Origin of the sequence: Aureimonas sp. N4 (assembly GCF_001463925.1) — a bacterium.
In the GTDB taxonomy this organism is placed as follows: Bacteria; Pseudomonadota; Alphaproteobacteria; order Rhizobiales; family Rhizobiaceae; genus Aureimonas; species Aureimonas ureilytica_A.
On record NZ_BBWS01000001.1, the window covers coordinates 97,124 to 122,003 of the forward strand.

General features: G+C 65.7%; 25 protein-coding genes. 14 read left to right on the forward strand and 11 right to left on the reverse strand.

Annotated elements, in window-relative coordinates; genetic code table 11:
• Positions 1 to 472: 472 nt before the first annotated feature.
• The 4 genes from AUL28_RS00415 to AUL28_RS00430 all read right to left on the reverse strand — a co-directional run bounded on the left by AUL28_RS00415 (position 473) and on the right by AUL28_RS00430 (position 5,185).
• Positions 473 to 1,378, reverse strand: coding sequence for a GGDEF domain-containing protein (locus tag AUL28_RS00415; RefSeq protein WP_244493361.1), 906 nt, complete (start codon positions 1,376 to 1,378; stop codon positions 473 to 475).
• Between the two features lie 340 nt (positions 1,379 to 1,718).
• Positions 1,719 to 2,861, reverse strand: a complete 1,143-nt coding sequence (locus tag AUL28_RS00420) for an AAA family ATPase (RefSeq protein ID WP_062230173.1) — start codon at positions 2,859 to 2,861, stop codon at positions 1,719 to 1,721.
• A gap of 568 nt (positions 2,862 to 3,429) precedes the next feature.
• Positions 3,430 to 4,149, reverse strand: coding sequence for an SDR family NAD(P)-dependent oxidoreductase (locus AUL28_RS00425; RefSeq protein ID WP_062230175.1), 720 nt, complete (start codon positions 4,147 to 4,149; stop codon positions 3,430 to 3,432).
• A gap of 4 nt (positions 4,150 to 4,153) precedes the next feature.
• Complete coding sequence (locus AUL28_RS00430; RefSeq protein WP_058635886.1) at positions 4,154 to 5,185, reverse strand: aldo/keto reductase; 1,032 nt, start codon at positions 5,183 to 5,185, stop codon at positions 4,154 to 4,156.
• Between the two features lie 416 nt (positions 5,186 to 5,601).
• Here AUL28_RS00430 and AUL28_RS00435 point away from each other — a divergent pair, with 416 nt between their 5' ends.
• Positions 5,602 to 6,237 (forward strand): LysE family translocator, encoded by a 636-nt coding sequence (locus tag AUL28_RS00435; protein ID WP_062230177.1) that lies wholly within the window; start codon positions 5,602 to 5,604, stop codon positions 6,235 to 6,237.
• Positions 6,238 to 6,313: 76 nt separating this feature from the next.
• On the opposite strand, the gene hslV is transcribed toward AUL28_RS00435, so the two are convergent.
• The gene (gene hslV / locus AUL28_RS00440) at positions 6,314 to 6,877 is read right to left on the reverse strand and encodes an ATP-dependent protease subunit HslV (protein ID WP_244493362.1); all 564 of its coding nucleotides are present in this window, start codon (positions 6,875 to 6,877) and stop codon (positions 6,314 to 6,316) included.
• A 353-nt stretch (positions 6,878 to 7,230) separates the two neighbouring features.
• On the opposite strand from hslV, the gene hisB reads away from it, so the two are divergent.
• The 4 genes from hisB to hisA are packed head-to-tail and all read left to right on the forward strand — an operon-like array spanning position 7,231 to position 9,716.
• Entirely contained in the window at positions 7,231 to 7,839 is a 609-nt protein-coding gene (gene hisB / locus AUL28_RS00445) for an imidazoleglycerol-phosphate dehydratase HisB (RefSeq protein ID WP_062219765.1), read from the forward strand.
• Positions 7,840 to 7,852: 13 nt separating this feature from the next.
• Complete coding sequence (locus AUL28_RS00450; protein ID WP_062219767.1) at positions 7,853 to 8,323, forward strand: DUF2628 domain-containing protein; 471 nt, start codon at positions 7,853 to 7,855, stop codon at positions 8,321 to 8,323.
• Positions 8,324 to 8,328: 5 nt separating this feature from the next.
• Positions 8,329 to 8,982 carry an imidazole glycerol phosphate synthase subunit HisH gene (hisH, locus tag AUL28_RS00455; RefSeq protein WP_062230179.1) on the forward strand — a complete coding sequence of 218 codons (654 nt, stop codon included), beginning with the start codon at positions 8,329 to 8,331 and terminating at the stop codon, positions 8,980 to 8,982.
• A complete protein-coding gene (gene hisA / locus AUL28_RS00460) occupies positions 8,982 to 9,716 on the forward strand; it encodes a 1-(5-phosphoribosyl)-5-[(5-phosphoribosylamino)methylideneamino]imidazole-4-carboxamide isomerase (protein WP_062230181.1) in 735 nt (244 codons plus the stop codon). The genes hisH and hisA overlap by 1 nt, the downstream gene beginning before the upstream one ends.
• A 90-nt stretch (positions 9,717 to 9,806) precedes the next feature.
• Here hisA and AUL28_RS00465 read toward each other — a convergent pair whose 3' ends face one another.
• Complete coding sequence (locus tag AUL28_RS00465; protein WP_062230183.1) at positions 9,807 to 10,349, reverse strand: DUF4142 domain-containing protein; 543 nt, start codon at positions 10,347 to 10,349, stop codon at positions 9,807 to 9,809.
• A gap of 386 nt (positions 10,350 to 10,735) precedes the next feature.
• Between AUL28_RS00465 and AUL28_RS00470 the strand changes: the two genes are divergently transcribed.
• The 5 genes from AUL28_RS00470 to AUL28_RS00490 all read left to right on the forward strand — a co-directional run bounded on the left by AUL28_RS00470 (position 10,736) and on the right by AUL28_RS00490 (position 14,192).
• Positions 10,736 to 11,191 (forward strand): hypothetical protein, encoded by a 456-nt coding sequence (locus AUL28_RS00470; protein WP_062230185.1) that lies wholly within the window; start codon positions 10,736 to 10,738, stop codon positions 11,189 to 11,191.
• A gap of 305 nt (positions 11,192 to 11,496) precedes the next feature.
• Entirely contained in the window at positions 11,497 to 12,327 is an 831-nt protein-coding gene (hisF, locus tag AUL28_RS00475; RefSeq protein WP_058598909.1) for an imidazole glycerol phosphate synthase subunit HisF, read from the forward strand.
• A 77-nt stretch (positions 12,328 to 12,404) separates the two neighbouring features.
• Positions 12,405 to 12,734: a phosphoribosyl-ATP diphosphatase gene (locus tag AUL28_RS00480; RefSeq protein WP_062230187.1), complete on the forward strand. Its 330-nt coding sequence runs from the start codon at positions 12,405 to 12,407 to the stop codon at positions 12,732 to 12,734.
• A 5-nt stretch (positions 12,735 to 12,739) separates the two neighbouring features.
• The gene (gene coaA / locus AUL28_RS00485) at positions 12,740 to 13,699 is read left to right on the forward strand and encodes a type I pantothenate kinase (protein WP_058635894.1); all 960 of its coding nucleotides are present in this window, start codon (positions 12,740 to 12,742) and stop codon (positions 13,697 to 13,699) included.
• A 148-nt stretch (positions 13,700 to 13,847) separates the two neighbouring features.
• A complete protein-coding gene (locus tag AUL28_RS00490; protein WP_062219781.1) occupies positions 13,848 to 14,192 on the forward strand; it encodes a PilZ domain-containing protein in 345 nt (114 codons plus the stop codon).
• Positions 14,193 to 14,229: 37 nt separating this feature from the next.
• On the opposite strand, the gene AUL28_RS00495 is transcribed toward AUL28_RS00490, so the two are convergent.
• A complete protein-coding gene (locus tag AUL28_RS00495) occupies positions 14,230 to 15,360 on the reverse strand; it encodes an epoxide hydrolase family protein (protein ID WP_062230189.1) in 1,131 nt (376 codons plus the stop codon).
• Between the two features lie 227 nt (positions 15,361 to 15,587).
• Here AUL28_RS00495 and AUL28_RS00500 point away from each other — a divergent pair, with 227 nt between their 5' ends.
• Complete coding sequence (locus AUL28_RS00500; protein WP_062230191.1) at positions 15,588 to 17,147, forward strand: glucan biosynthesis protein; 1,560 nt, start codon at positions 15,588 to 15,590, stop codon at positions 17,145 to 17,147.
• 192 nt (positions 17,148 to 17,339) lie between these two features.
• Positions 17,340 to 18,017 carry a hypothetical protein gene (locus AUL28_RS00505; RefSeq protein WP_062230318.1) on the forward strand — a complete coding sequence of 226 codons (678 nt, stop codon included), beginning with the start codon at positions 17,340 to 17,342 and terminating at the stop codon, positions 18,015 to 18,017.
• Here AUL28_RS00505 and AUL28_RS00510 read toward each other — a convergent pair.
• A complete protein-coding gene (locus tag AUL28_RS00510; protein WP_062230193.1) occupies positions 17,989 to 18,597 on the reverse strand; it encodes an alpha-ketoglutarate-dependent dioxygenase AlkB family protein in 609 nt (202 codons plus the stop codon). The two genes, AUL28_RS00505 and AUL28_RS00510, sit on opposite strands and share 29 nt — an antisense overlap.
• Before the next feature lie 102 nt (positions 18,598 to 18,699).
• Positions 18,700 to 19,359, reverse strand: a complete 660-nt coding sequence (locus tag AUL28_RS00515) for a helix-turn-helix transcriptional regulator (protein WP_244493363.1) — start codon at positions 19,357 to 19,359, stop codon at positions 18,700 to 18,702.
• Positions 19,360 to 20,119: 760 nt separating this feature from the next.
• Here AUL28_RS00515 and hslU point away from each other — a divergent pair.
• Together hslU and AUL28_RS00525 are read left to right on the forward strand one after the other, a co-directional pair.
• Positions 20,120 to 21,430, forward strand: coding sequence for an ATP-dependent protease ATPase subunit HslU (gene hslU, locus AUL28_RS00520; protein WP_062230194.1), 1,311 nt, complete (start codon positions 20,120 to 20,122; stop codon positions 21,428 to 21,430).
• A gap of 355 nt (positions 21,431 to 21,785) precedes the next feature.
• Entirely contained in the window at positions 21,786 to 23,096 is a 1,311-nt protein-coding gene (locus AUL28_RS00525; protein WP_062230196.1) for an MFS transporter, read from the forward strand.
• A 59-nt stretch (positions 23,097 to 23,155) separates the two neighbouring features.
• On the opposite strand, the gene AUL28_RS00530 is transcribed toward AUL28_RS00525, so the two are convergent.
• Positions 23,156 to 23,956, reverse strand: coding sequence for a class II glutamine amidotransferase (locus AUL28_RS00530; protein WP_062230197.1), 801 nt, complete (start codon positions 23,954 to 23,956; stop codon positions 23,156 to 23,158).
• Positions 23,957 to 24,084: 128 nt separating this feature from the next.
• Positions 24,085 to 24,837 (reverse strand): aspartate/glutamate racemase family protein, encoded by a 753-nt coding sequence (locus AUL28_RS00535; protein ID WP_062230199.1) that lies wholly within the window; start codon positions 24,835 to 24,837, stop codon positions 24,085 to 24,087.
• Between the last annotated feature and the right edge of the window lie 43 nt (positions 24,838 to 24,880).

Here is a 24,880-nt window from a genome sequence, read left to right on the forward strand (position 1 = left end):
GCTCCCGTCCCGACGCGGGTTTGATCATGAAGCGTCGCGGGAGGATAGGGACAGAGAGTTGAGCAATTGCCGAGGTTTCGCGCCGTTCGGCGCTCAGATCGAAGTGTCGCGGCTTCTGATCGCATATGGCGGGAGGAGATCGCAGCCCTCGTTAGCCGGGGCGACAGCCGAAGGGGCTTTTCATGTCCTCGCAAGAGGATCCCTCGTTTTCCCTCCGCCGCCGCGTCTTTGATGGGCCCGTGCGGCTTTGCGCTCGCCTCCTGACGATGGCGGAAAGCTGATGGGCGGCTCGCCCGTACAATGCGCGCGAATGGTATATCAGCGCGCCAAGCGCCGAACGTCGCCCATATCGGCGGCATGGCCGGGCCTGCGAAACGTCAGGCTTGCGCGTTATCCAACAGGACCACGGACGGTTTGCCCTGCCTCGCGCGGTCGGCCTGTCCTGATGCTGCCCCAGACCTCCGGCAAGGCCTCACGATGCCAGCATCAGGCGATTGCGCCCGCCGCGTTTGGCGTCGTAGAGCGCCCGGTCGGCGCGCGAATAGGCCGTGTCCGATCGCTCTCCCGGCTGAAGCTCCGTCGCGCCGGCGGAGCAGGTGAGCACATAGTCGGGGTCCTGCGCGATCTTGCAGGAGTGACTGATGAGAGAGAGCAGCCGGTTCAAGATGGGCTGTGCCGCTTCTGCGCCGACGCCCGGCAGGATCACCATGAACTCCTCGCCGCCCAGCCGCCCGAGCGCGTCGCAGGTGCGAAGCCCCGCGCGCAGGGTCCTGGCGACATCCACCAGAACACTGTCGCCCGTCACATGGCCGAAGCGATCGTTTACCGTTTTGAAGAGGTCGATATCGAGAATGCAGAGGCTGCCGAGAGGGCGGGAAAGTGGGACGTCGGTGGTCAGAACCGTCTCCAGCACATCCATGATATGCCGCCGGTTGGAAATGCTGGTCAGCGGGTCGGTCTGCGAAAACCGAACGGCGATGTCGCGCTCCTGGCGCAGTTCACGTTGCGAGCAGCGCTGGCGCGTGATGTCGGTTCCCACGAACAGCATAAAGCCGTCCGGCATGGTGGATTCCACGATCCAGAGCCAGCGACCGTCCAGCAGATCGGTTTCCGCGCTGAGGCTTGCCACCTTGCCGCGGCGCGACAGGGTGGACTGCAACCAGTCCTCGAAACAGGGATGGGAAATCCGCACGCCCCGGCCCGCATGATAGTTCCGGCGCATGAGGTCGCACCAAAGGGGAGTCTCGCCGGGCTCGATGAAGAAGGCGGTGCAAAAGGCGTCGTTCGCGTAAACCAGCCGCCCCGAGGGATCGTAGATGCCTATCAAAGCCTGCGTGTGGCCGAGAAGAGCCCAAATGTCTGGGGTCAGGTCCTGCATCCCTGTTCCGTTCGGTGCCATGGCCTTTTGGGCCACTGAGCCTGTCTGTGGGCTCTTAGCTGGAAACAGATCAAGTCCTTCCTAACGGCCGATATGCTCTTTGCCGTCAGTCACCATGTCGCAGAGCCGGTCTGGGATGCTCAGCGAAGGTTTCAGACATTCAAGCGGCGAGCGGCGCTGCGTCCTGTTGGAATGCGGCGCCGGCCGCATCGACCCTCTTCCAAAACTGTTCGCTCCTTTGCGGCCGGAGCGAGCCATGGTTCTGCGGGGCGACAAGGACAGACGGTAGCCGGTTCGATGTCTCGAAGGCAGGATGAAGTGGCCAGCCTCCCCCTTGCCCCTATCGCTTGGGCCAGGTCCAGGCAGGGCCTTCGCAGTCCGGGGCGGCCGTTTCGCCGAAGCTTTTTTCCAGCCGCACCTCCTCGCAGCCGCCGGCCTCGCGCAACGCCGCGATCAGTGCCGCGCTGTGGCTGACGAGCACGATCTGCGTCTGCCGCGCGGCGGTCTTCAGGAGATGCGCCAGCGGGGGCATCAGCGACGGGTGGAGGCTCGCCTCCGGCTCGTTCAGCACCATCAGCTCGGGCGGGCGGGGCGAGAGAAGCGCGGCGACGAGCAGGAGAAAGCGCAGCGTGCCATCGGAGAGTTCCGTAGGCCCGAGCGGACGCAGGAGCCCGTGCTGGCGAAGCCGGAGGCCAGCCGGATCGTCCAGGAGGCGCGATCCCGGAAAGGCCGCCTCGATCGTCTCGTCCAGCGTCCGCGCGTCGCCGATCACCCGAATGGTGGCGAGGGCTGCGGCGAGATCCGCTCCGTCGCTCGCCAGAACCGGCGTATAGGTGTGGATGCCGGGGCGGCGGGCCGGCGCGTCCGGGTCGGTGCGCAGCGCGTCGTAGAAGCGCCAGTCGCGCATCCGCTCGCGCATGGAGAGAAGCTCGAACCCGTCGGCCGGATCGGCGCAATGCGTCACCATGGAATCGAAGGGCGACAGCGCATCCATCGCCTCGCGCCAGACGCCGCTGTCGGACATGCGCAGCCGCACCAGGGCATTACGGCGCTCGGCAAAGAGCGAGCTGCGCGACAGGCGCTCGCCCGTCCACATCGCCTCCCCCTTGATGACAGGGTCGAGCGGAAACGGGTTTTCCGGGCTCGGCATTCCGAGATCGATCGCATAGCCATAGGCATCGCTCGCAAAGCCCAGCGCCAGGCTGATCGGCTTCGAGCGCGGGCCGCCCTGAATGGGAACGCGGCCCTGGCGCATAGTCCGGCTGATCGTCTCCGGCCCGGCCCAGAGCGTGGAGGTGAAGCCGCCCTCCTGCGCCAGCGTCGCGATCAGCCGCCCCTGCGCGGTCTCGGCCAGCAGCCGCAGCGCGCGGTAGAGGCTGGTCTTGCCGCTGCCATTGGCGCCCGTCACCAGCGTCAGCCGCCCGAGCGGGATCACCAGATCGCGCAAGGACCGATAGTTGGCGACAGCCAATGTGGTGAGCATCAGGGGACCTCGTGCCCGTCCGTCCGAGCCGGCTTTCTAGAGGCTGTTATGGACCATAGACCAGTTTTGTGCTGCCCACCGCGATCCGCCGGGTAGAAGGCGGGCGCAGCCGGTAGCGGCGCTACCGGCAAGACCGACGACGCCCTCCGGCGGTTCGAGGCGGGCAGCCCGAAGGGTCGGGTGAGCGAAGTCATCCGCAGCGTCGGCCAGAGCGGCCAAGACCACCAGTCTTGACCGATCTTCCCTGTCCGTTGGACGGGCGAGACCCATGCTGCGCAAGCGCAGCAGGGCTCGCCCTCGGGCGGCCTGTTCTTCGCTCGCCCGACACAAGACTGGTCTATGGTTCATAACAGCCTCTAGCACCAATGCCCGCGCCCAGCATGGCCCCACGCGGTTCGCCGGATGGGCCGAAGACCGTTCGGGTTTCCCGATGTCGGCCGATACGTGGGCCGCTGGCGCGAGGGGCTCCACCCCCTTGTTCAGCCCGTTGTAGAGGCGCCCCACTCCCTTGCGGTGGGATCGGGGCCGCGTCTTTTCGGACGGCTCGAACACCACCTGATGAAACCGTTCACGCGGGAATGCGCTGCCCGTCCCAGGCAAAGCAGCCGCCGCTGTCGTCCGGCGCAAGAGTAGAGAGGACCCGCAGCAGGTTGCCGGCCGCCGCCTCGGGCGTCACGCGCACGGCGTTGCGCGAGAACGGATCGCTCAGCGCGGTTTCCACCGTGCCGGGATGCAGCGCGACGCAGAAGGCGGCGGGATGGGTGCGCTTCAACTCCAGGCTCAGCGTCTGCACGATCATGTTCAGCGCGGCCTTGGACGCGCGGTAGCCGACCCAGCCGCCGAGCCTGTTGTCGGAGATCGAGCCGACGCGGGCCGAGAGCGCGGCGAAGACCGCCCGCCCCTCGCGCGGCAGAAGCGGCAGAATGTGCTTGGCCACCAGCGCCGGCCCGGTCGCGTTCACCGCGAAGAGGCGCGCGAAGGCGTCCGGCTCGATCTGCCGCCAGGTCTTTTCCGGCTGCACGCCCTCGCCATGCAGAAGCCCGGTCGCCACGATCACGAGATCGGGCGCGCCGCCCGCCTTCACACGCGCAGCCGCCGCCGCGATCGAAGCTTCGTCCAGAAGATCGAGCGTGCCAGCGCGGATCGCAGGATGACCCGGCGCGCGGCCGGAGCGCGAGAAGGCCTCGACCTCGGCCCCGCTTTCGGCGAGCGCCAAGGCCAGAGCGCCGCCGACGCCGCCGGAGGCCCCGACGACGACGGCGCGGGCGAAAGGCGGGGCGGCGCGCAAGGGCTTACCAGCGCGTCGGCTTGGGGTTGCGCTCGTCGAAATCCTTCTGGTGCCAATAGGGATAGACGGGTTCGCGGTGCGAGGCCTTGTCCAGCCGCTCGATCTGGCCCGGGGTCAGGCTCCAGCCGACCGCGCCGAGATTTTGGCGAAGCTGCTCCTCGTTGCGCGCACCGACCACGATGTTGCACACGCCCGGCCGTTGCAGCAGCCAGTTCAGCGCGACCTGCGACACGCTTTTGCCCGTCTCGGCGGCCACCGCGTCCAGCGCGTCCACGACATCATAGACGTAGTCGTCCGAGACCGGCGGCCCGCCGACCGCGCCGCCCGAGGCGATGCGCCCGCCCTTGTTCTCCTGCCCGCGCCGGATCTTGCCGGTGAGGCGGCCCCAGCCGAGCGGACTCCAGACCATGAGGCCGACGCCCTGGTCGAGCCCCAGCGGCATCAGCTCCCATTCATAGTCGCGCCCGATCAGCGAGTAATAGCCCTGATAGGCGACATAGCGCGCGAGCCCGTATTTCTCGGAGGTCGCCAGCGACTTCATCAGATGCCAGCCGGAGAAGTTGGACGCGCCGATATAGGAAATCTTGCCGGCCGTGATCAGATCGTCCAGCGCACGCAAGGTCTCGTCCACCGGGGTCGAGGCGTCGAACCCGTGCATGAAGTAAACGTCGATATGGTCGGTCTCCAGCCGCTTCAGGCTGGCCTCGCAGGCGCGCACCAGATGGTGGCGCGAGGAGCCGACCTCGTTCGGGCCCTCCCCGTTGCGGAACGTCCCCTTGGACGAGATCAGCACGCGCTCGCGCTTGCCCTTCAGCGCCTGCCCCAGCACCTCCTCCGACACGCCCCCCGAATAGATGTCGGCCGTGTCGAAGAAGTTGACGCCATGATCGAGGCAGAGATCGACCATGCGCGAGGCATCGGCCACATCGGTCGCGCCCCAGCGCTGGAAGAACTCGTTCGAGCCGCCGAAGGTCGCCGTTCCCAGGCTGAGAACGGGCACTTTGAGACCCGATTGTCCGAACCGCCGATACTCCATGGGGAAACTCCTTGTTCCGGGCCGGCCTGCGAATTCATCCGCCCGGCGCTGGCAAGGCCGACTTAGCGCCGGGGGCGCGGCGGGAAAGGGTGAGGGTTGGGTTATGGCAGGCTGGAACCTGAAGCTGGCTCATAGACTCCCGAGCACCGTCGAGGCCCATCCGGTCGGCGCGAGACAGCCCGTGGGCTGGGCCACGCTGGGGCGAGACACGCGGTCGGTTCGTGCGATCGAGCCAGCCTCGGCTCGTCTCAGGTCTTACGCGGACCCCCTCGGTCGTACCCGAGGCGTTCGCCGATCCTTTCCCCTTGTAGACCGGCCTCACCGGGCTCCATCTCGTCAGCCAAATCGTAGCCGGCAACACTCTTGCCAAATCTTCGAATCGATGGATGGCTTCGGCGTCCAACCGGAGAAATCGCATGTCTCTCGAGCATTGGCTGGCCTTCGTCGCCGCGTCGGCGGTTCTTCTCGCCATCCCCGGACCGACCATCCTTCTGGTGATTTCCTATGCCCTCGGCCATGGCCGCAAGGCCGCGACCTCGACGGTCGCCGGCGTAGCGCTCGGCGACTTCACCGCCATGACCGCGTCCATGCTGGGGCTCGGCGCGCTTCTGGCCGCTTCGGCCGCTGTCTTCACCGCGCTCAAATGGATCGGCGCGGCCTATCTAATCTATCTGGGCATCAAGCTCTGGCGCGCGCCAGTCTCGACCGGAGTCGTGAACGACGCCGCCGAAGTGCCGAACGAGAAGCCCCTGCGCATCTTCCTGCACACCTATGTCGTAACGGCGCTGAACCCCAAGAGCATCATATTCTTCGTCGCCTTCCTGCCGCAGTTTCTCGACACGACGCGGCCGCTCCTCACGCAGATGATCATCTTCGAGGTGACGTTCCTGGTTCTGGCCACGATCAACGCCGCGCTCTACGGCACCCTCGCCTCCATGGCCCGCCAGACGATCCGCCGGCCGAGCGTCCAGCGGACGGTCAATCGCGTCGGCGGATCGCTCATGATCGGTGCGGGCCTGCTGGCCGCCGGGTGGCGCCGGTCGGCCGCTTGATCGACAAGACTGGCGGAAATCGACGTTCCAGCCGGCCTGATCCATGAGGTAGCGTTTCGAACTTGCGCTTTACGCCTCACGCGTCCGCGTCGAGGCTTTCCAGCACCACATTGCCATTGGTGTAGATGCAGATTTCGCCCGCGATCTTCATCGCGCGGCGCGCGACCTCTTCCGCGCCGAAATCCGTGTCGGCCAGCGCCCGCGCCGCCGCGAGCGCATAATTGCCGCCCGAGCCGATCGCCATCACGCCGTTTTCCGGCTCCAGCACATCACCATTGCCCGTCAGCGTCAGCGTCACGCTCTTGTCGGCGACGATCATCATCGCCTCCAGCCGGCGCAGATAGCGGTCCGTGCGCCAGTCCTTCGCCAGCTCGACACAGGCGCGCGTCAGCTGGTCCGGGTACTGCTCCAGCTTGGCTTCCAGCCGCTCCAGAAGCGTGAACGCATCGGCCGTCGCGCCCGCGAAGCCCGCGATCACCTGCCCGTTCTTGCCGAGCCGGCGCACCTTCTTCGCGTTGCCCTTCATCACCGTGTTGCCCAGCGAAACCTGCCCGTCGCCCGCCACCACGACCTTGCCGTTCTTGCGAACGGTCACGATCGTCGTGGAATACATCTGCGCGGGATCGTGCCGCTCCATCATGGTCTCATGCCCTTTGTCTCGAACTCCGGCCCCATATGGGATGCGCAAGGCCGGTGCGCCAAGGGGGCGCGATGGCGGATGGCGAAGAGCAGGGGCGCTGCCCCTGTACCCCGGCAGGGGAAATGATTTCCCCTGCACCCCTCGTTCGTTTGGATCGTGTCCGAGATCGGGGAGGGCCGCTGGCCCTCCCCGATCTCGGAAAAGGTCCCAAAAGACAGGAAGGGTTCGGGAAGTCCTTCCCGAGCGGGGCTCGGGGCGGCAGCCCCGCCTTTCACATCCACCATCACGCCCCTTGGCGCACAGGACCTTGCGCCTGTATGAAGCCCGTGAGTTTAAGACGAAGGGTCAGGAACATGGGCGTGACGGCGGGTCGGCGCGACGGGGCGGTGGATCGGGCGACGAAGGAGACGCAGATCCGCGTTCACGTGGATCTCGACGGGCAGGGCCGGGCAACCGTGCAGACGGGCGTCGGCTTCTTCGATCATATGCTGGATCATCTGGCGCGCCATTCCTTGATGGACATCCGGGTCGAGGCCAAGGGCGATCTGCATGTGGACGACCACCACACGGTGGAGGATGTCGGCATCGCGCTGGGTCAGGCGATCCGGCAGGCGATGGGCGAGCGGCGCGGCATCCGGCGCTATGCCTCGCTGGATCTGGCGATGGACGAGACCTTGACGCGCGCGGCGGTGGACGTGTCGGGCCGGCCGTTCCTCGTGTTCCGCACGCGCTTCCCAACCGAGAAGATCGGCACGTTCGACACGCAGCTGGTGCGCGAGTTCTTTCAGGCCTTCGCGATGAATGCTGGGCTGACCCTGCATATCGAGACGCTCTACGGCGAGAACTCGCACCATATCGCCGAAACCTGCTTCAAGGCGGTGGCGCGGGTCTTGGGCGACGCCTTGCAGATCGACCCGAGGCAGGCCGATCTCGTGCCCTCCACCAAGGGCATTCTGGCGTGACGGACGAGCGGTCATGAAGCGGTTTCGCGTCTTCGAGCCGCCGGGTAGTGTGGAGGCCAGCGAGAAGGCGTTGTTCGTGCGCGACGGGTTTTCGCTGGTCGCGCTGCTCGTGCCCGCGCTCTGGCTGCTTTGGCACCGCCTGTTTCTGGCCGCCATCGCGGTCTTCGCGCTGGATGTCCTGTTCGGCTGGCAGGCGGGCACGAAGGGTTTCGGACTGGCGGCCGCCGCGCTGCCGCTTCTGATCGGACTTCTGGTCGCGCTGGAAGGTCCGAGCCTCAAGGCCTGGAAGCTCCGGCGGCAGGGCTGGCGCGAGACGGCGGCCCTGATGGCGAGCGACCGGGCCGAGGCCGAAATCCGCTATTATGCGGGCATGAAAGCTGGCGGAGGGAGCGAGATTCGAACCCACGACACGTCACCCGCCGCGCCCCAGAATTCTGACGAAAGCCGCCCCTTCGGGCCAGCGCCCTCCCCCCTTTCGGACTGAAGCTGATGCCGACACTTGCGATCATCGACTATGGCTCGGGCAATCTGCGCTCGGCCACCAAGGCTTTCGAGCGCGCCGCGCGCGAGGCCGGGCTCGACATGGACATTCGCCTGACGGACGACCCGGAGGTCGTGCGCCGGGCCGACCGCGTGGTGCTGCCGGGCGTCGGTGCCTATGCCGATTGCCGCGCGGGCCTGCATGCGGTTCCGGGCATGGAAGACGCGCTGCTCCATGCCGTGGAAACGCAAGGGCGGCCCTTCCTCGGCATCTGCGTCGGGATGCAGCTCATGGCAGAGCGCGGGCTGGAAAAGACGATCACGCAAGGCTTCGGGTGGATTTCCGGGGATGTCGAACCGATCGTGCCAAGCGATGCCAAGCTGAAAGTGCCGCAGATCGGCTGGAACACGATCGAGCTTCGCCACCCGCATCCGCTTCTAGAGGGCATTGCGACCGGCGAAGGCGGGCTGCACGCCTATTTCGTCCACTCCTACCATCTCGTGCCGCGCGACGAGACCCAGGTGATCGCGACCGTCGATTACGGCGGCCCGGTCACGGCGATGGTCGCCAATGGCAACAAGGCCGGCACGCAGTTCCACCCCGAAAAGAGCCAGACGCTGGGTCTGGCTCTGATCGCCAACTTCCTGAAGTGGAAGCCCTGATGCCCATTCTCTTTCCCGCCATCGACCTGAAGGATGGCGAATGCGTGCGCCTGAAGCTCGGGCTGATGGAAGAGGCGACGGTCTATAACGCCGATCCGGCCGCGCAGGCCGAAGCCTTCCGCGCGCAGGGCTTCACGCATCTTCACGTCGTCGATCTCAACGGCGCCTTCGAAGGGCGCGCGGTGAATGCCGGGGCGGTGGACGCAATTCTGAGTGCGGTCGGGACCGACATGAAGGTGCAGCTCGGCGGCGGCATCCGTCGCATGGAGGATATCGAGCGCTGGCTGGACAAGGGCCTGTCGCGCGTCATCCTCGGCACGGTCGCGGTGCGCGATCCCGAGCTGGTGCGCGAAGCCGCCAAGCGTTTTCCCGGGCGCGTCGCGGTCGGCATCGACGCCAAGGGCGGCTATGTCGCGGTGGAAGGCTGGGCGGAATCCTCGACCCTGACGGCGATCGATCTCGCGCGGCGCTTCGAGGACGCGGGCGTCTCGGCCATCATCTACACCGATATCGACCGGGACGGCATCCTGGCCGGCATCAACTGGGACTCCACTATCGAACTCGCCGGCGCGGTCAGCATTCCGGTGATCGCATCGGGCGGCTTGGCCTCGATGGACGATATCGAGCGGCTGGCGAGCCCGGAGGCGGCCGCCCTGGAAGGCGCGATCAGCGGTCGCGCGCTTTATGATGGACGGATCGACCCGGTGACGGCCTTAGCGCGGCTCGCGCGCTGACCGGCCAAGACTGGCGAACACGAGGCTCGCCGGCATAGGAAAGGGCAGGTGCCACCAAGGCCCCTGCCCTCGCCCGAACCCTCGCTTTGATTACGAGGCTTTGACCTTGCCGAGCATCTGCTGGTGCATTTCCAGCGTCGGCAGCGTCTTGGCGGCGAACTCCTTCACCGGGCCGGCTTCGCCATTCATCGAATAGCCCTGGAACAGGCCGATCGCTTCTTCATGCGCGGCCTGCTGCTGTTGCATGTAGAGCGCATTGAACTGCGTGCCGGAGGCGGCACGAAGCTCTTCCAACATGCGCTCATGCTTGGGGTCGAGGCGATTGGGCATGTCGCTCTTCGGGCCAGCGGCCAGCGCCGCTTGGAGATCAGCCCCCGCCTTGGTGTGGTCGTCGATCATATGCTGCGCGAAGCGCTTCACCTCGGCATTCTCGGATTTTTCGAGTGCCAAGCGGCTCGACTGGATTTCGAACATGTTGGACGAGACGGCCATGGTCACGAACTCGGCCTGCGTGGTCGCGGCCTTCATCATCGTCGGCGTGCCGGTGGCCGGCGCAGCGGCCTGCTGCGCCTGCGCGGCGATGGGCAGGGCGAACAGGGTGGAAAGCGCCATGACGGCGATGGTCTTTTTCATGATGTCCTCAGAGGTGGGAGCCGACGGGTCGGTCAGCGGTCGGAAAGGCAACGATCCCTTCGAGGCCCTGTTCCCATCATCGGGTCCTTAAATCGTCAGTGTGCCAAACAATAGTGCGTTTCGACGTCGAACCATTGACGTCGAGGACCGAGCTTGTTCCTGATAATGCCGGCGGAACAATCGTGAGAACGTCTTTGGCGAACCCATCTGAGATGGCCCTATCGAGCGGCCCCAAGCGAGAGCGGATGTTTAGAACCTACGTTCGAAGCCTTCTTTGGATATCGATATTATTCACCATCCTGTATTCTATAAAAAATATAACATATCTCGTCCTTTTCGACTTTATTCATTTAAATCCATATCGGCCACAGTCAAACGCCATTCTAATGATGTTTGTTTTTATTCCTTCAACCGCGATTCTGGCTTTAACCGATTCTTTTCTGGTCTTCGGCCCACCGCTGGCGATTCAGTCCATCGCCTATGCGCTATGGGCTCGCAGTAAGCGCCTCGACGCTTATTTGGTAGTTCTGACATTACTGCCCGCTCTGTCTGTTTTAACGTGGTATTGCTGGGACTATCTGACCCCATCAGACTTCAACCTGGGAATTAACGAGGGTGCAGAGTGGCAGCCGTATCAGCATGGTATAAGCCTTTCTCGTTACCTTTCGACGCTAGCGTTTCAAGCTCCGGTCAGTCTCTTCTCACTTATCTACGTCGATCTAAAAAGCATCAGATTCAGAAGAATCTTTATTTGCTTCAGCATATTCATAGCGGCAATGATCGGCATTGTAGAGGGTCAGCATGAGGCCGAACAGCAGTACAAATTGACCACTCAAGAATAGCGTCAGCATGTATCCAGCCTCGCTTCTTTGACGGCCCTTTCAGCGAACCACCTGCGGAAGGGGTCATCCCTGAGCCAAGCCCGTTCCGCAATCCGTATCGCTATGCTCCCATGAGCTGGAGCCCGCTGGTAGGTTGATTTCAGCCGGCGGGACGACCCAATCTTGTTTCACGTGAGACAGGTCGGACAACGCCTGTTTTCCCCGACTTGCGAAGCAGCGCGCCTGCGGCGATAAGCACAGCGACGGCGTGGCATGGACGCGCCCATTCTCCCCGCCGGCTCGCCGGACTGGATAAGGTTCGTCCGATGACGCTCAAGGCCCGCATCATTCCCTGTCTCGACGTCAAGGACGGCCGCGTGGTCAAGGGCGTCAATTTCGAGGGGCTGGTGGATGCCGGCGATCCGGTGGAAGCCGCGCGCCGCTATGATGCGGCCGGGGCGGACGAACTCTGCTTTCTCGACATCACCGCCTCCTCCGACAATCGCGAGACGATCTTCGACGTCGTGGCGCGCACGGCCGAAGCCTGCTTCATGCCGGTGACGGTGGGAGGTGGCGTGCGCGAGGTCGCCGATATCCGCAAGCTGCTTCTGGCGGGCGCGGACAAGGTGTCGATCAACACGGCGGCGGTGAAGCGGCCGGAATTCGTGGCGGAGGCCGCCGACAAGTTCGGCAACCAGTGCATCGTGGTGGCGATCGACGCCAAGCGCGTCGTGGGGGATAGCTCCGCCAAGCGCGTGGCGAGCCCCGAGGGCGCGCCACGCTGGGAGATCTTCACCCATGGCGGCCGCACGCCGACCGGCATCGACGCGGTGGAATTCGCGCGCCGCGTCGTGGCGCTGGGCGCCGGCGAAATCCTGCTCACCTCCATGGACCGCGACGGCACCAAGGCCGGCTTCGACATCGGCTTGACCCGCGCCGTGTCGGACGCCGTGTCCGTGCCGGTGATCGCGTCGGGCGGCGTCGGCTCGCTCGACCATCTCTCCGCCGGTGTGCTGCAGGGCGGCGCGGCGGCGGTGCTGGCGGCCTCGATTTTCCACTTCGGCACCTATACGATCGCTGAGGCCAAGCAGCATATGGCCAAAGCCGGCATTCCCATGCGCCTCGACGCGGCCCCCGCCGCGCCCCGCACTCACTGACCCCGCCCGGTGGACCGCCCCCCGCGATCCGCCAGCGGTCCGAACTCTTCGCCCGAACTGAGATGACGATAGTTGAGATGACGATGTTCACGCTGGCCGATCTCGAAACCATCGTCGCCGCCCGTGCCCGGTCGGACGACCCGACCTCCTACACCGCCAAACTCGCCGCGCGCGGCCTCTCCAAGGCCGCACAGAAGCTCGGCGAAGAAGGCGTTGAAACCGTGATCGCGGCGCTCACCGAAGACGACGCGGCGCTGACCGGCGAGGCGGCGGACCTTCTCTATCACCTCCTCGTCGTCCTTCATCTGCGCGGCCTGCCGCTGTCGTCCGTCATGGACGAGCTTCAGCGACGCACGGCCCAGACGGGTCTCCAGGAAAAAGCCTCGCGGCCGCAGGCGGCGAGCTGAGCACGATGGATAGCCGCTTGCCCAACCCCGCCTCGTCGCCCTATCGCTTCTTCACCGCGGCCGAATGGGCGACCTTTCGCGGCCGGGAGGCGCTGACGCTAAGCGCGGACGAGGTGCGACGGCTGCGCTCGCTGGGCGATCGGATCGATCTCGAAGAGGTCGAGCGCATCTATCTCGCCATGTCGCGCCTTCTCTACGCCCATGTGGAATCCTCGCAGACGCTGTTTCGCCAGCGGCGGCGCTTCCTGCGCGGCTCCGACCAGACCAAGACACCCTTCGTCATCGGCATCGCCGGCTCGGTCGCGGCCGGCAAGAGCACCACGGCGCGTATCCTGAAGGAGCTGCTCGCCCGCTGGCCGGGCACGCCCAAGGTCGATCTGGTGACGACCGACGGATTCCTGTTCCCCAACGCCGTGCTGGAAGCCGAAGGGCTGATGCAGCGCAAGGGCTTTCCCGAGAGCTACGATGTCGGCGCGATCCTGCGCTTTCTCTCCGACATCAAGGCCGGGGCGCGCCATGTCTCGGCGCCCGTTTATTCACATTTCGTCTATGATGTCGTGCCCGGCGAGGAAGTGACGGTGGACCAGCCGGATATCCTCATCTTCGAGGGGCTGAACGTGCTTCAGGTCCGCGACATGCCCAAGGACGGGAAATTCATCCCCTTCGTGTCGGACTTCTTCGACTATTCGATCTATATCGACGCCGATATCGACGACCTGCACCGCTGGTATGTCGCGCGCTTCATGCGCCTGCGCGAAACGGCCTTCCGCGAGGAAGCCTCCTTCTTCCACCGCTATTCCAAGATCACGGACGAGGAAGCACTGGAGGTGGCCAACCGGCTCTGGACCACGATCAATCAGCGCAACCTGTTCGAGAACATCCTGCCGACGCGCCCGCGCGCCGACCTGATCCTGCGCAAGGGCGGCGATCATCTGGTCGAGGAAGTGGCGCTGCGCAACATCTGACGGCTCGCAGAATGGGCCCCCTGTCCGCCGCCCTTAACGCAGGTTAACGCCATTAACCCTAAACATTTGTTAAGCTTGCCCGATGTCGGCTCATGTTTCATTTAGGGGTTGTGGAAACACCCTCTTCCATGAAACCGAAGGAGCGGACATGCTGGAGAAGAGACAGGCCAAGCGGCGGCGTGTATGCCTTCATGGATCGGTGACCTCCGGCCTGACCCATGCGATCATTCCCGTTCAAGTGCGCAACGTGTCCGCGACGGGCGCGCAGATTCGCGTCGCAGACGGCGCTCTTCCCGGCCGCGAGATCGCCTTCCGCGTGGATCGCACGGGCGAGGTTCAGGAGGCGGAGGTGGTCTGGCGCTCCATGGAGCTTTACGGCCTTCGCTTTCGCACGCCGGAGGCGCATCAACCGGGTAGTGTAGAGACCGAGACGCCGACCGACGATCACGATTCCAGGCTGGCCCGCTGGCTTGAAGCGCAGCCGACGCTCTGACAGGCGACCGATCGGGCGCTCTGCCATCCGAAGCGCCCTACCCGCGCGCCCAGGCGCGCAAATCCGCCACCAGATGATCCGGCGCTTCCAGCGCGGTGAAATGGCCGCCTTCCGGCATCTCGCTCCAGCGCGACACGGCAAAGCCCTTTTCCACGAAGGCGCGCGAGGGCCAGGGGTGGAGCGGGTCGGGGAAACAGGCAAAGGCGGTCGGCACCTCGACCCGCTGCCCCGGCTTCAACTGGCGGAAACCGGCCTTGGCCGCCGCGCTGTAGTAGCGGATGGAGGAGTGGAACGCCCCGGTCGTGTGATAGATCATCGCCGTGTCGACCAGTTCGTCCAGCGTGAAGATCGCCTCGAACGGGCGCGAGCGACGGTCCGACCAGTCATGGTAGCGCTCGATGATCCAGCTCGCCTGACGCATCGGATCGTTGCCGACGAGCCATGACAGGCTCTGCGGCCGTGAGCCCTGAAGATGGCGATAGGCCCCCATCTCCGCCTCGATCTCGCCCATCCGTCGCTTCCACGCGCGATCCTCTTCGCTCTCGGGCTCGGCGCCGGGATGGGGAAACATCATGGTGAGATGGATGCCCTCCAGCGAGCCGGGATGGCGCAGCGCCAGAAGCGAGGTGACCAGCGCGCCCCAGTCGCCTCCATGGGCGCGGTATGTCCTGTATCCCAGGACATCGCGCATCAGGGCGTCGAAGAGATCGGCCGTCCGCGCCTGATCCACGGTCTCGGCCGGATGGTCGGAAAAACCGAAATTCGGCAGGCTGGGGATCACGAGATCGAACGCGTCCTCCGCCCGGCCGCCGAAGCGCGAGGGATAGGCGAGCGGCTCGGCGACGCGCCAGAACTCGCGAAAGGAGCCCGGCCAGCCATGGCTCATCAGGAGCGGCCGCCGCCCCTCCGCCTCGCCCACGATATGGACCACATGCAGCCCGACGCCCTCTACTTCGACCCGGACTTGCGGGAAGCGGTTGAGCCGCGCGAGCGCCGCCTCGCGCTCGTAACCCTCCAGCCAATGCCGCTGGACCAGGCGCAGGAAAGCGGGATCGCAGCCCAGGCTCCAGCCTTCGCCCTCCGGCGCTGGGGCGAACTCGTAGGCTGCGACACGCGCGCGAACGCGCTCGAACAGTTCGGGCGTCCAACTCACTTCGAACGGGGTCATGGCGTCTGGTCCGCTGATGTCTTTGGAAGGAAGACGCCGACGACCGCAGGGCGGTTGCACGAAAAAGGGCGTTCGCTGCCGCACCGGGGTCTCGCTCCGCCAACCATGCCAGCCCCGCCATATCCCCGCCGCCTCGCTGTTGCAGAGCGGAAAGGCTTGGCGTCCAGTTGACAGGACCGCATGATGGCTCCTACTGCCGCCCGACTTCGAAAGGGATCTGACCGCGCATGACGATCGACCTCACCCGCCGTGACCTGATGATGGGCCTTGCCGCGCTGGGCCTTGCGGGCCAGACCAAGCTGGCCTTGGCGCAGGAGAAGGGGCTGACCTTCGACGCGCCCCAGCCCTTCTCGTTCGACCGCCTGGTGGAGCGCGCGCGCCAGATGGCCGCCGAGCCCTATGTGCCCGAAGTACCCCGCGCGGCCGATATTCTGGAGCGCATCGACTTCGACCAGCACTGGCGCATCAAGTTCAAGTCGCAGGATACGCTGGAGCTGAACAACGGCAAGGCGCCGATCCGCTTCTTCTTCCTCGGCCGCTATTTCAAGCTGCCGGTGGGCATCCATGTGGTGGAGAACGGCGAGGCGCGCACGCTGCGCTACGACCCCAATCTGTTCCAGATCCCCGATGACAGCCCGGCCAAGGAATTGCCCGATGATATCGGCTTCGCCGGCTTCCGCGTGCTGGAGCCCGGCTCGGAGGCCGATTGGCTGGCCTTCCTGGGGGCGGCCTATTTCCGCACGTCCGGCGAGGACAACCAGTTCGGCATGTCGGCGCGCGCGCTCGCCATCGATGTCGCCATGCCGACGCCCGAGGAATTCCCGCGCTTCACCGACTTCTTCCTGGAGCCCTCGAAGGATGGGCAGCTCGTCATCACCTGCCTTCTGAACTCGCCGCGCGTGGCGGGCGTCCTGCGCATGGACGTCAAGAAGGGCGGGCCGATCGTCATGGACATCCAGGCCCGCTATTTCGCGCGCGACGACATCGCCCGTTTCGGCATCGCGGCGCTGACCTCGATGTACTGGTATTCCGAGACCGACAAGCAGCGCCGCATCGACTGGCGGCCGGAAGTCCACGATTCCGATGGTCTGGCGCTCTGGACGGGCACGGGCGAGCGCATCTGGCGTCCTCTCAACAACCCCAACAACGTCATGACCTCGACCTTCACCTCGGACTCGCCCAAGGGCTTCGGCCTTCTGCAGCGCGACCGTGACTTCAAGAACTACGAGGATGACGGCGTGTTCTACGAGCGCCGCGCCAGCGTCTGGGTTCAGCCCAAGGGCGACTGGGGTCCGGGCGCCGTGCAGCTCGTGGAAATCCCGACCGACGACGAGATCCACGACAATATCGCCGCCTACTGGCTCTCGGCCAAGCCCGTGAAGAAGGGCGATGCGATCAGCCTCGACTACGATCTCTACTGGGCCAACAAGCAGCCCTTCCCCGGCGATGTCGGCGTGGTCGTCTCCACGCGCCTGGGGCGCGGCGGTGTCGCGGGTCAAGCCCGCCCCGCCGGCGTCACCAAGATCGTCGTCGATTTCGACGGCGGACTGGTGGCCAAGCTCGGCCGCTTCGACAAGGACGTGAAGCCCGTCGTCACCGCCTCGCGCGGCACGATCAGCAATGTGGACGCCTATTCGGTCAAGGTCGGCACCGCCTGGCGCGTGACCTTCGACGTCGCGGCCGAGGGCACGGAGCCGGTGGAACTGCGCCTCTTCCTGCGCCAGGGCGACACGATCCTGACCGAGACCTGGGCCTACCAGTTCCTGCCGCTGCCCAAGGCTGGCTGAGGTTTCGCCAGAACCTTCGAGACACGAGCGGAAGGCCGGCCGATGCGCCGGCCTTTTTGGTGGAACGCTCCGGCCGCTTTGTCGCAGACGAAAGGGGCCGGACCCTGCCCTATGTCCGCCCTTCTCGCGACGAGCAGGCTGGGTTGGGATGCGAAGAATAAGCCGGGTTCAGACGATCGCGGGTGGGCACTGATGGCGACCCTCGTCACGGTGCTGCGCGGCGGCGGGCGCTACACACCGCTTTGGGTGGAGCGGCTCTGGGCGGGCGCGCGGCGTCACGCGCCGGGCTTCACGCGCTGCCTCTGCCTCACCGACATGGAGTTTGCCATCGAAGGCGTCGAGCGTGTGCCTCTGCGCGAGACATGGCCGATCTGGTGGTCCAAGATGGAGGCGCTGCGCCCCGGGCTCGTGGAGGGCACGGCGCTTCTCTGCGACCTCGACACGGTGTTTTCGGGCGACGCCTCGGCGCTCAGCGAACCCGGCCTCTGTGCCATGGAGGATCACTTCCACAAGACGCGCCTGTCGAGCGCGCTGCTGCGCTGGGAGGGCGATCAGCTCGGCTTCGTCCACGACGCCTTCCGAGCGGACCCCGAGCGCTGGATGAAGCCGGGCTCCTGCGGGCCGGTGCCGAACGCCGTGCATGGCGATCAGGTGGTGATCGACCATCTTCTGCGCCAGCGGGGCATCAAGCCGGATTTCTTCCAGCATCGTCATCCCGGCCTTCTCGACTTCTACGACCCGGACAATCCGCGCCCCGGCCCGGTATTGGTCTTCATCGGCGACGCCAAGCCCGATCTCGCGACCGAGCCCGTCGCCTCGCTCTGGCGGGGAGATACCTCTATCAGGCAGGCCGAACCCGCCGAAGCGTGAGATTGATCCGCCCGCCCTTGGGCAACAAGGTCGAGGTGCCGGGATAAACGCGGTCCACCCCATGGAACGCGAGGCGGCTCGCGCCGCCCAGCACCAGCACATCGCCGGACTTCAAGCGAAACGAGCGCGTCGGGTCGCTGCGCTCCAGCCCACCCAAGCGAAACAGCGCCTCGTCGCCCAGCGAAACGGAGACGACGGGCGCGGCAAGGTCCGCCTCGTCCTTGTCCTGATGCAGACCAAGCTTGGCGGATCCGTCGTAGAAGTTCACCAGACAGGCCTCCGGCGGCGCGGACGAGGCGGACACCTCGTCCCAAAGCTGGAGAAGCACGGGCGGAATGGCGGGCCAGAGCGCGCCGGTTTCGGGATGGTCCCGCTGGTAGCGATAGCCCGCGCGATCCGACACCCAGCCGAGCGACCCGCAATTGGTCATGCGCACCGAGAAGGGCTTTCCTGTGCGGGGCATGGCCGGGCGATACAGCGGGGCCTCTGCAACGACGGCGCGGATGGTCTCCACCAGTTCTTCCTGCGCCGCGCGCCCGAAGAAGCCCGGCCAGAAGCGCACGCCCGGCTGAAGCTCCATCGTCGGTCTGCCTTCTATCATCCCAAAGGACATAGGCGCCGAGCCGCCGCTCCGCCACCCGGAAAGCCCGAGCGGCTCAGGAGGGGGAGCGCGGCGGCTGACTTACGAAAGATAGCCGAGCTGCGCGGCCAACGCGACCGCATGGGTGCGGTTGGAGGCGTCGAGCTTGCGCGTCGCGGAGGTCAGATATTGCGAGATCGTGTGTTCCGACAGTTTCAGGATGGTGCCGATCTCGGACGAGGTCTTGCCGAGCATGGCGAGCTTGAGGCAGTCGCGCTCGCGCCCGGTCAGCGGATTGTTGCGCCGGTTCTCTTCGAAGCGGATGCAGCTCAGCATTCCGAAGGCGCTGAAAGCCACGAGATGCAGCGCGTCGGCCACCTCTTCCGAGATGGGCGGACCGGCGCCGAAGAAGCAGAGAACGCCATTGAAGCCCGTCAGCCCATGCACCGGGCAATAGACGCCCGACAACATGCCCGTCGCGCCCAGAAAGCGCGCCTGGGGCAGCATGTCGGGGTCAGCGGGATCATAGCCGTAGAGCGTTTCGGCGTCCCAGACGAGCGGCAGCACGCCGCCCTTCAGCGCCCGCAGAACGGGCGTGAAACGGTTGAGGCCATTACGCTCGAAGCCGCGCCGGAACTCCTCGCTCCAATTCGACAGGACAAGCCGCATCTCCGCCCCCGCATCGTCGGACGAGGGGATCGAAAGGAGAGCGAACGTCGTAAATCCATGCTGGACGGCGATGGTTTCAAGACTGCTCGCCAATCCCTCCAACGTCCATGGTCGCGGTGCTCCTTCGAGCATCAAGCTGAACCCATCCTTCATTACGCCAGCGCGTCCACCATCAACAGGCGAGAGAACGAGGAGTTACAAACCATGGCCATTCCTTCCGCAGACTACCGCGTAAGCCGGGCGACGAGGCCGCGCGCACCGGCTCTCAAATTCATCTAACCGCAAATTCGCCACCATTCGACCCCCGTGGGGTCATAAAATTGGGCAGGCACATACAGTTTGGTTGATTAAATTTAAATGACAAACAACCATTGGTTGGAACAGCCCCCAGAGCCGGGAAAATAACATAGGCCGGAATTTGTCACGGAAAAAACTCATCTTCCGCTTCGGAAGTTGGAAAAGTTTGCCAAGCTTGGGGATACGATAACTCGCATCGATTGCGTTCTATTCATTTTATCCGCTCGCCTGTAAAATGAGCAGAGGTTGAATCCATGGGCGGATACGCGCCGATTCGTGCCTGGCGACCCCTTGATCGTGCCCTGTCGAAAGACCTGATCGTGCCGTGCACAAGCGCTGGGTCTGTCAGTTTTCTTTTATTGGCCGGGCAAGGATGGCAGCGACCTCGGGTTCCGCCGAGGATGCTGCCCGGTCTTGGCGCGTCAGATGGGCACGGCGGTCAGCTGTCAGCCTTGCCGCGCGGAGCCCTCTGGCACAGGCTCCTTGCGCTCCCCATCTGCAGCACTGTTTCCTTCCGCCATGACCCTTCCGGCGACCAGTACGAGACCCTGAAAGCATGACCGACTTTTCCCCCCGCGAGATCGTTTCCGAGCTGGATCGCCACATTATCGGGCAGCGCGAGGCCAAGCGCGCGGTGGCCGTGGCACTGCGCAATCGCTGGCGCCGGCAGCAGCTGACGGGCTCGCTGCGCGAGGAGGTCAGCCCCAAGAATATTCTGATGATCGGACCCACCGGCGTCGGCAAGACGGAGATTTCGCGCCGCCTGGCGAAGCTCGCCGGCGCGCCCTTCCTCAAGGTCGAGGCGACGAAGTTCACCGAGGTCGGCTATGTCGGCCGCGATGTCGAGCAGATCGTGCGCGATCTCGTGGAGATCGGTATCGGCCTCGTGCGCGAGAAGAAGCGCGCCGAGGTGCGCGCCAAGGCCCATGCCGGGGCCGAGGACCGCGTGCTCGACGCGCTCGTCGGCAAGACCGCCTCGCCCGCCACGCGCGACAGCTTCCGCAAGCGCCTGCGCGCCGGCGAGTTGGACGACAAGGAGATCGAGATCGAGGTGGCCGACACGTCCAACCCGATGGGCGGCATGGACATTCCCGGTATGCCCGGCGCCAATATCGGCGTCCTCAACCTCTCCGAAATGTTCGGCAAGGCCATGGGCGGGCGCACCAAGACGCGCCGTACCACGGTGAAGGAAAGCTACGAGCTTCTGATTTCGGAGGAATCCGACAAGCTGCTCGACAACGAGGCCCTGGTCGCCGACGCCATCGCGGCGGTGGAGAACAACGGCATCGTCTTCCTGGACGAGATCGATAAGATCGCCAACAAGGACGGCATGGGCGGCGGCGCGGGCGTCAGCCGCGAGGGCGTGCAGCGCGACCTCCTGCCCCTCGTGGAAGGCACGACGGTCGCCACCAAGCACGGGCCGGTGAAGACCGACCACATCCTCTTCATCGCGTCCGGCGCCTTCCATGTCGCCAAGCCCTCGGACCTTCTGCCCGAGCTTCAGGGCCGCCTGCCGATCCGCGTCGAGCTGCGCGCGCTCACCAAGGACGATTTCCGCCGCATCCTGACGGAAACCGAAGCCTCGCTCATCAAGCAGTATGTGGCGCTGATGGCGACGGAGAACGTGACGCTCGACATCACCGACGACGCGATCGACGCGATCGCCGATCTCGCCGTCTCGCTGAACGGCACCGTCGAGAATATCGGCGCGCGCCGTCTGCAGACGGTGATGGAGCGCGTGCTGGACGACATCTCCTTCGAAGCGCCCGACAAGGGCGGAGAGACCTTCCGCGTCGATGCCGACTATGTGCGCAAGGCGCTGGACGGCATTGCCGGCAATGTGGACCTGTCGCGCTTCATTCTCTGACGGCGTTTGTTCTTCTCTTTCATGGGCCGCGTCCGAAAGGGCGCGGCTTTTTTGTGTTTGAAGGACGGATCATCGCCCGCCGCGTTTCCGGTTGTGACGAGAATGGCGACCCATATCGGGCAGGCCCCAAACCGAACGCGCGCCGAGCCTAACCGCCCGAAATCACGACGATACTCGCTGGGCGCGTGGTGGGCTGAACACTCCATGGAGCCCGCCTCCCGACCTCAGCCACACCTTCGGCCGACGGGGACACGCTGCTTTTCCCGCACTGCGGTCTCTTGACGCAGCCGCGAAGGGCGAACCAAATCAGCGCCCCGTCCCGCGCGCCTTGCGCTCTTGTCCCGGTCCCGAGCCCATGCCCCGAGCCTTGCCCTTCGAAACCGCGCTGGAGGCCGTCGGCACCGGCCGCTTCCAACGAAAGCTGCTTCTGACCTTCGGCCTCGTCTGGGCGGCCGATGCCATGCAGGTTCTGGCGATCGGCTTCACCGCCGCTTCGATCGCGGCGAGCTTCGGCCTCACCGTGCCGCAAGCGCTGCAAACCGGGACGCTGTTCTTTCTGGGAATGCTCGTCGGGGCCTTCGTCTTCGGGCGGCTGGCGGATCGGATCGGGCGGCGGCGCGTCCTGATCCTCACCATCCTGATCGACGCCCTGTTCGGCATCGCCTCGGCCTTCGCGCCCGATTTCACCTGGCTCCTGGCCCTGCGATTTCTCACCGGCCTCGGCGTCGGCGGCACGCTGCCGGTAGACTATGCGATGATGGCCGAGTTCCTGCCGCCCCAGAAGCGCGGGCGCTGGTTGGTCATGCTGGAAGGGGCTTGGGCGCCGGGCACCGTGCTGGTGGCGCTGGCCGCCCTCGCCGTGCAGTCGAGCGGCGCGGCCGAGCCTTGGCGCGTTCTGTTCTTCATCACCGGCGCGCCGGCCATCATCGGGCTCTTCATCCGCTTCTGGGTGCCGGAATCCCCGATGTATCTCTTGCGCCAGGGGCGGGAGGCGGAGGCACGCGCCATTCTGGACAGGGTCGCCAGCGCCAACGGCACCACGCTTCCCGCCGGCACGCTGACCCTGCCGAAGCCCGGCCAGGGCGGCTCAATCTTTTCGGCGGCGCTGCGCGGCGTCACCCTGCCGGTTCTCGCCGTCTGGTTTCTCGTGTCGATGAGCTATTACGGCGTCTTCGTCTGGCTTCCCGTTCAGCTCGCGGGCCAAGGCTTCGGTTTCGTGCGCGGGCATTGGTTTCTGGTGCTGGTCGCGCTCGCCCAGATCCCCGGCTATGCGCTGGCGGCCTATGGCGTGGAGCGATGGGGCCGCAAGCCGACGCTGATCGGCTTCCTGCTTCTGAGCGCCCTCGGCTGCGGGCTTTACGGGCTCGGCCTCAGTGACGCGCTGGTGGCGAGCGCGACGCTGATCATGAGCTTCGCGCTGCTCGGCACGTGGGGCGCGCTCTATGTGGTCACGCCCGAGCTTTACCCGACCGAACTGCGCGCCACCGGCATGGGCAGCGCCGGAGCCATGGCGCGGCTCGGCGGCCTCGTCGCGCCCTCGCTGCTCGCCCCGATCATGGCGGCAAGCTTTGCCGGCGCGCTCGGCCTCTACGCCGCGCTTCTGGTTCTGGCCGCCGTTGCGGTGACGCGGATCAGGGTCGAGACGCGCAACCGAGCGCTGGCCTGAGGCCTAGGAACCGGGAACAGACGCCTTCGGGTCGGTCGACCGGGTCTAACCCAAGCCGCTCAGGCGGCCCGGATCGCGCCTTGATGGGGGGCATCGACATCGAAGGAACGCAGGAACATGCGTCCCGTCCGGTCCGCTTCCAGCACGCTGCCGGGCGGAATGGCGCGCCAGCCCGCCGCGTCCCGCCCGCAGGGCTCGGAGGCGACGAGAAGACTCGCCCCCTCGCTGCGGGCATAGAGCGAAGGCGGCTTGTCGTCGCTCGCCCAGCGAAAGGCGAAGAGCCGCTCGCCGTCCGAATGCACGGCGGCAAAGCGCACCGGCTCGTCCGACACCGCGCCGCGCATTGCCTCGATCTCGCTCAGCGTATCGCGAAACGCCGCGACGGGATCGCTCTCCAGCCCACGGCTGAGGGCGGCCAGAAAGATCGCCTCGGAGTCGCAGGTGCCCTTGCGCGAGGGATAGAGCGCGTCGGAAATCATGCCTTCGACGCGCCGGCGCAAGCCCGCATAGCCGCCGATCTGGCCATTGTGCATGAAGAGCTGCTGGCCATGGGCGAAAGGGTGGCAATTGCTGGTGGAGACGCCGCCGCTGGTCGCCGCCCGCACATGGGCCAGAAACAGGCCGGAGCGGATCTGACGGCAGAGCGAGGTGAGATTGGCGTCCGACCAGGCCGGCAGAATACCGCGATAAAGGCCCGGCTCGGCCCGCTCGCCATACCAGCCAAGGCCGCAGCCATCTCCGTTCACCACGGTGCGCGCCTCGCGCGCGGCCATGGATTGCGACACGAGGGAGCCTTCTGGGCGGATCAGGAGATCTTCCAGAAACAGCGGCGTCCCGGCATAGGCGAGTAGGCGGCACATGGGCGGGCAATCCAAGGCGAATGCGGCAGATGTTCGACCGAGGCATCGGCCGAATCGTCCCGTCAGCCGAAGGCGAGGAAGCGGGGCCTTGCGGCCACAGACCCCCGCGCCGTCAGTGACGCTTCAGCCTATGCTGCAACGCGTTCGCGAAGCTTGGCATTCTCCGTCTCTATGACGGTTTCCTGACCTTCGCCGAGGGCGAAGCGCACCGCCGCTGCCGCGTGGATTTCGGTGGAGCAGAAGCCCGGCAAGGCGAGCGCGTCGGGGCGCACCAGAAGCCCGATCTCGGTGCAGCCGAGGATCACGCTGTCGGCGCCCGCCGCGCGTCCGCGCTCCACCACCGCCTCGAAGGCGCGGGCCGAGCTGGGGTCCACATGGCCGGCGCACAGCTCTTCGAAGATGACGCGGTGCACCAGCGTGCGGTCTTCGGCATTGGGCACGATCGGGCGGAAGCCGACAGTCGCTTCCATCCGGTCGGCATAGAAGCCGTGTTCCATCGTGTAGCGCGTGGCCAGAAGCAGCGGGCGCGAATGGCCGGCCTGCTTCAGCGTCTCGCCCGTCTCACGGATGATATCGATCAGCGGAATGGAAACGGCGGCCTGCACCTCGGCCGAGACGAGATGCATTGTGTTGGTGCAGATGAGGACGCAATCCGCACCCGCGCGCTCCAGACGGCGCGCGCTGTCGGCCAGCATTTCGGCCGCCAGATCCCAGCGTCCCGCCTTCTGCAGCGCGACCACGGCCGAGAAATCGAGCGAATGGAGCAGCACGTCGGCCGAGGCGAGCGGCGAGCGCGCCGCGCGCACCGCCTCGTTCAGGAGGCGATAATAGGTGGCGGTGGATTCCCAGCTCATGCCGCCGATCAGCCCGATGCGCTTCATATGTCCGTCCCCTCAGGTATTGCGATCCTGTCATGAAGCATGA

Bases quoted from the DNA above. Each gene is read 5' to 3' on its own strand.
- AUL28_RS00415 (WP_244493361.1), bottom strand. From the start codon at position 1,378: ATGCAGGACCTGACCCCAGACATTTGGGCTCTTCTCGGCCACACGCAG.
- AUL28_RS00420 (WP_062230173.1), bottom strand. From the start codon at position 2,861: ATGCTCACCACATTGGCTGTCGCCAACTATCGGTCCTTGCGCGATCTG.
- AUL28_RS00430 (WP_058635886.1), bottom strand. From the start codon at position 5,185: ATGGAGTATCGGCGGTTCGGACAATCGGGTCTCAAAGTGCCCGTTCTC.
- AUL28_RS00435 (WP_062230177.1), top strand. From the start codon at position 5,602: ATGTCTCTCGAGCATTGGCTGGCCTTCGTCGCCGCGTCGGCGGTTCTT.
- hslV (WP_244493362.1), bottom strand. From the start codon at position 6,877: ATGATGGAGCGGCACGATCCCGCGCAGATGTATTCCACGACGATCGTG.
- hisB (WP_062219765.1), top strand. From the start codon at position 7,231: ATGGGCGTGACGGCGGGTCGGCGCGACGGGGCGGTGGATCGGGCGACG.
- AUL28_RS00450 (WP_062219767.1), top strand. From the start codon at position 7,853: ATGAAGCGGTTTCGCGTCTTCGAGCCGCCGGGTAGTGTGGAGGCCAGC.
- hisH (WP_062230179.1), top strand. From the start codon at position 8,329: ATGCCGACACTTGCGATCATCGACTATGGCTCGGGCAATCTGCGCTCG.
- hisA (WP_062230181.1), top strand. From the start codon at position 8,982: ATGCCCATTCTCTTTCCCGCCATCGACCTGAAGGATGGCGAATGCGTG.
- AUL28_RS00465 (WP_062230183.1), bottom strand. From the start codon at position 10,349: ATGAAAAAGACCATCGCCGTCATGGCGCTTTCCACCCTGTTCGCCCTG.
- AUL28_RS00470 (WP_062230185.1), top strand. From the start codon at position 10,736: ATGATGTTTGTTTTTATTCCTTCAACCGCGATTCTGGCTTTAACCGAT.
- hisF (WP_058598909.1), top strand. From the start codon at position 11,497: ATGACGCTCAAGGCCCGCATCATTCCCTGTCTCGACGTCAAGGACGGC.
- AUL28_RS00480 (WP_062230187.1), top strand. From the start codon at position 12,405: ATGACGATGTTCACGCTGGCCGATCTCGAAACCATCGTCGCCGCCCGT.
- coaA (WP_058635894.1), top strand. From the start codon at position 12,740: ATGGATAGCCGCTTGCCCAACCCCGCCTCGTCGCCCTATCGCTTCTTC.
- AUL28_RS00490 (WP_062219781.1), top strand. From the start codon at position 13,848: ATGCTGGAGAAGAGACAGGCCAAGCGGCGGCGTGTATGCCTTCATGGA.
- AUL28_RS00495 (WP_062230189.1), bottom strand. From the start codon at position 15,360: ATGACCCCGTTCGAAGTGAGTTGGACGCCCGAACTGTTCGAGCGCGTT.
- AUL28_RS00500 (WP_062230191.1), top strand. From the start codon at position 15,588: ATGACGATCGACCTCACCCGCCGTGACCTGATGATGGGCCTTGCCGCG.
- AUL28_RS00505 (WP_062230318.1), top strand. From the start codon at position 17,340: ATGGCGACCCTCGTCACGGTGCTGCGCGGCGGCGGGCGCTACACACCG.
- AUL28_RS00510 (WP_062230193.1), bottom strand. From the start codon at position 18,597: ATGGAGCTTCAGCCGGGCGTGCGCTTCTGGCCGGGCTTCTTCGGGCGC.
- hslU (WP_062230194.1), top strand. From the start codon at position 20,120: ATGACCGACTTTTCCCCCCGCGAGATCGTTTCCGAGCTGGATCGCCAC.
- AUL28_RS00525 (WP_062230196.1), top strand. From the start codon at position 21,786: ATGCCCCGAGCCTTGCCCTTCGAAACCGCGCTGGAGGCCGTCGGCACC.
- AUL28_RS00530 (WP_062230197.1), bottom strand. From the start codon at position 23,956: ATGTGCCGCCTACTCGCCTATGCCGGGACGCCGCTGTTTCTGGAAGAT.
- AUL28_RS00535 (WP_062230199.1), bottom strand. From the start codon at position 24,837: ATGAAGCGCATCGGGCTGATCGGCGGCATGAGCTGGGAATCCACCGCC.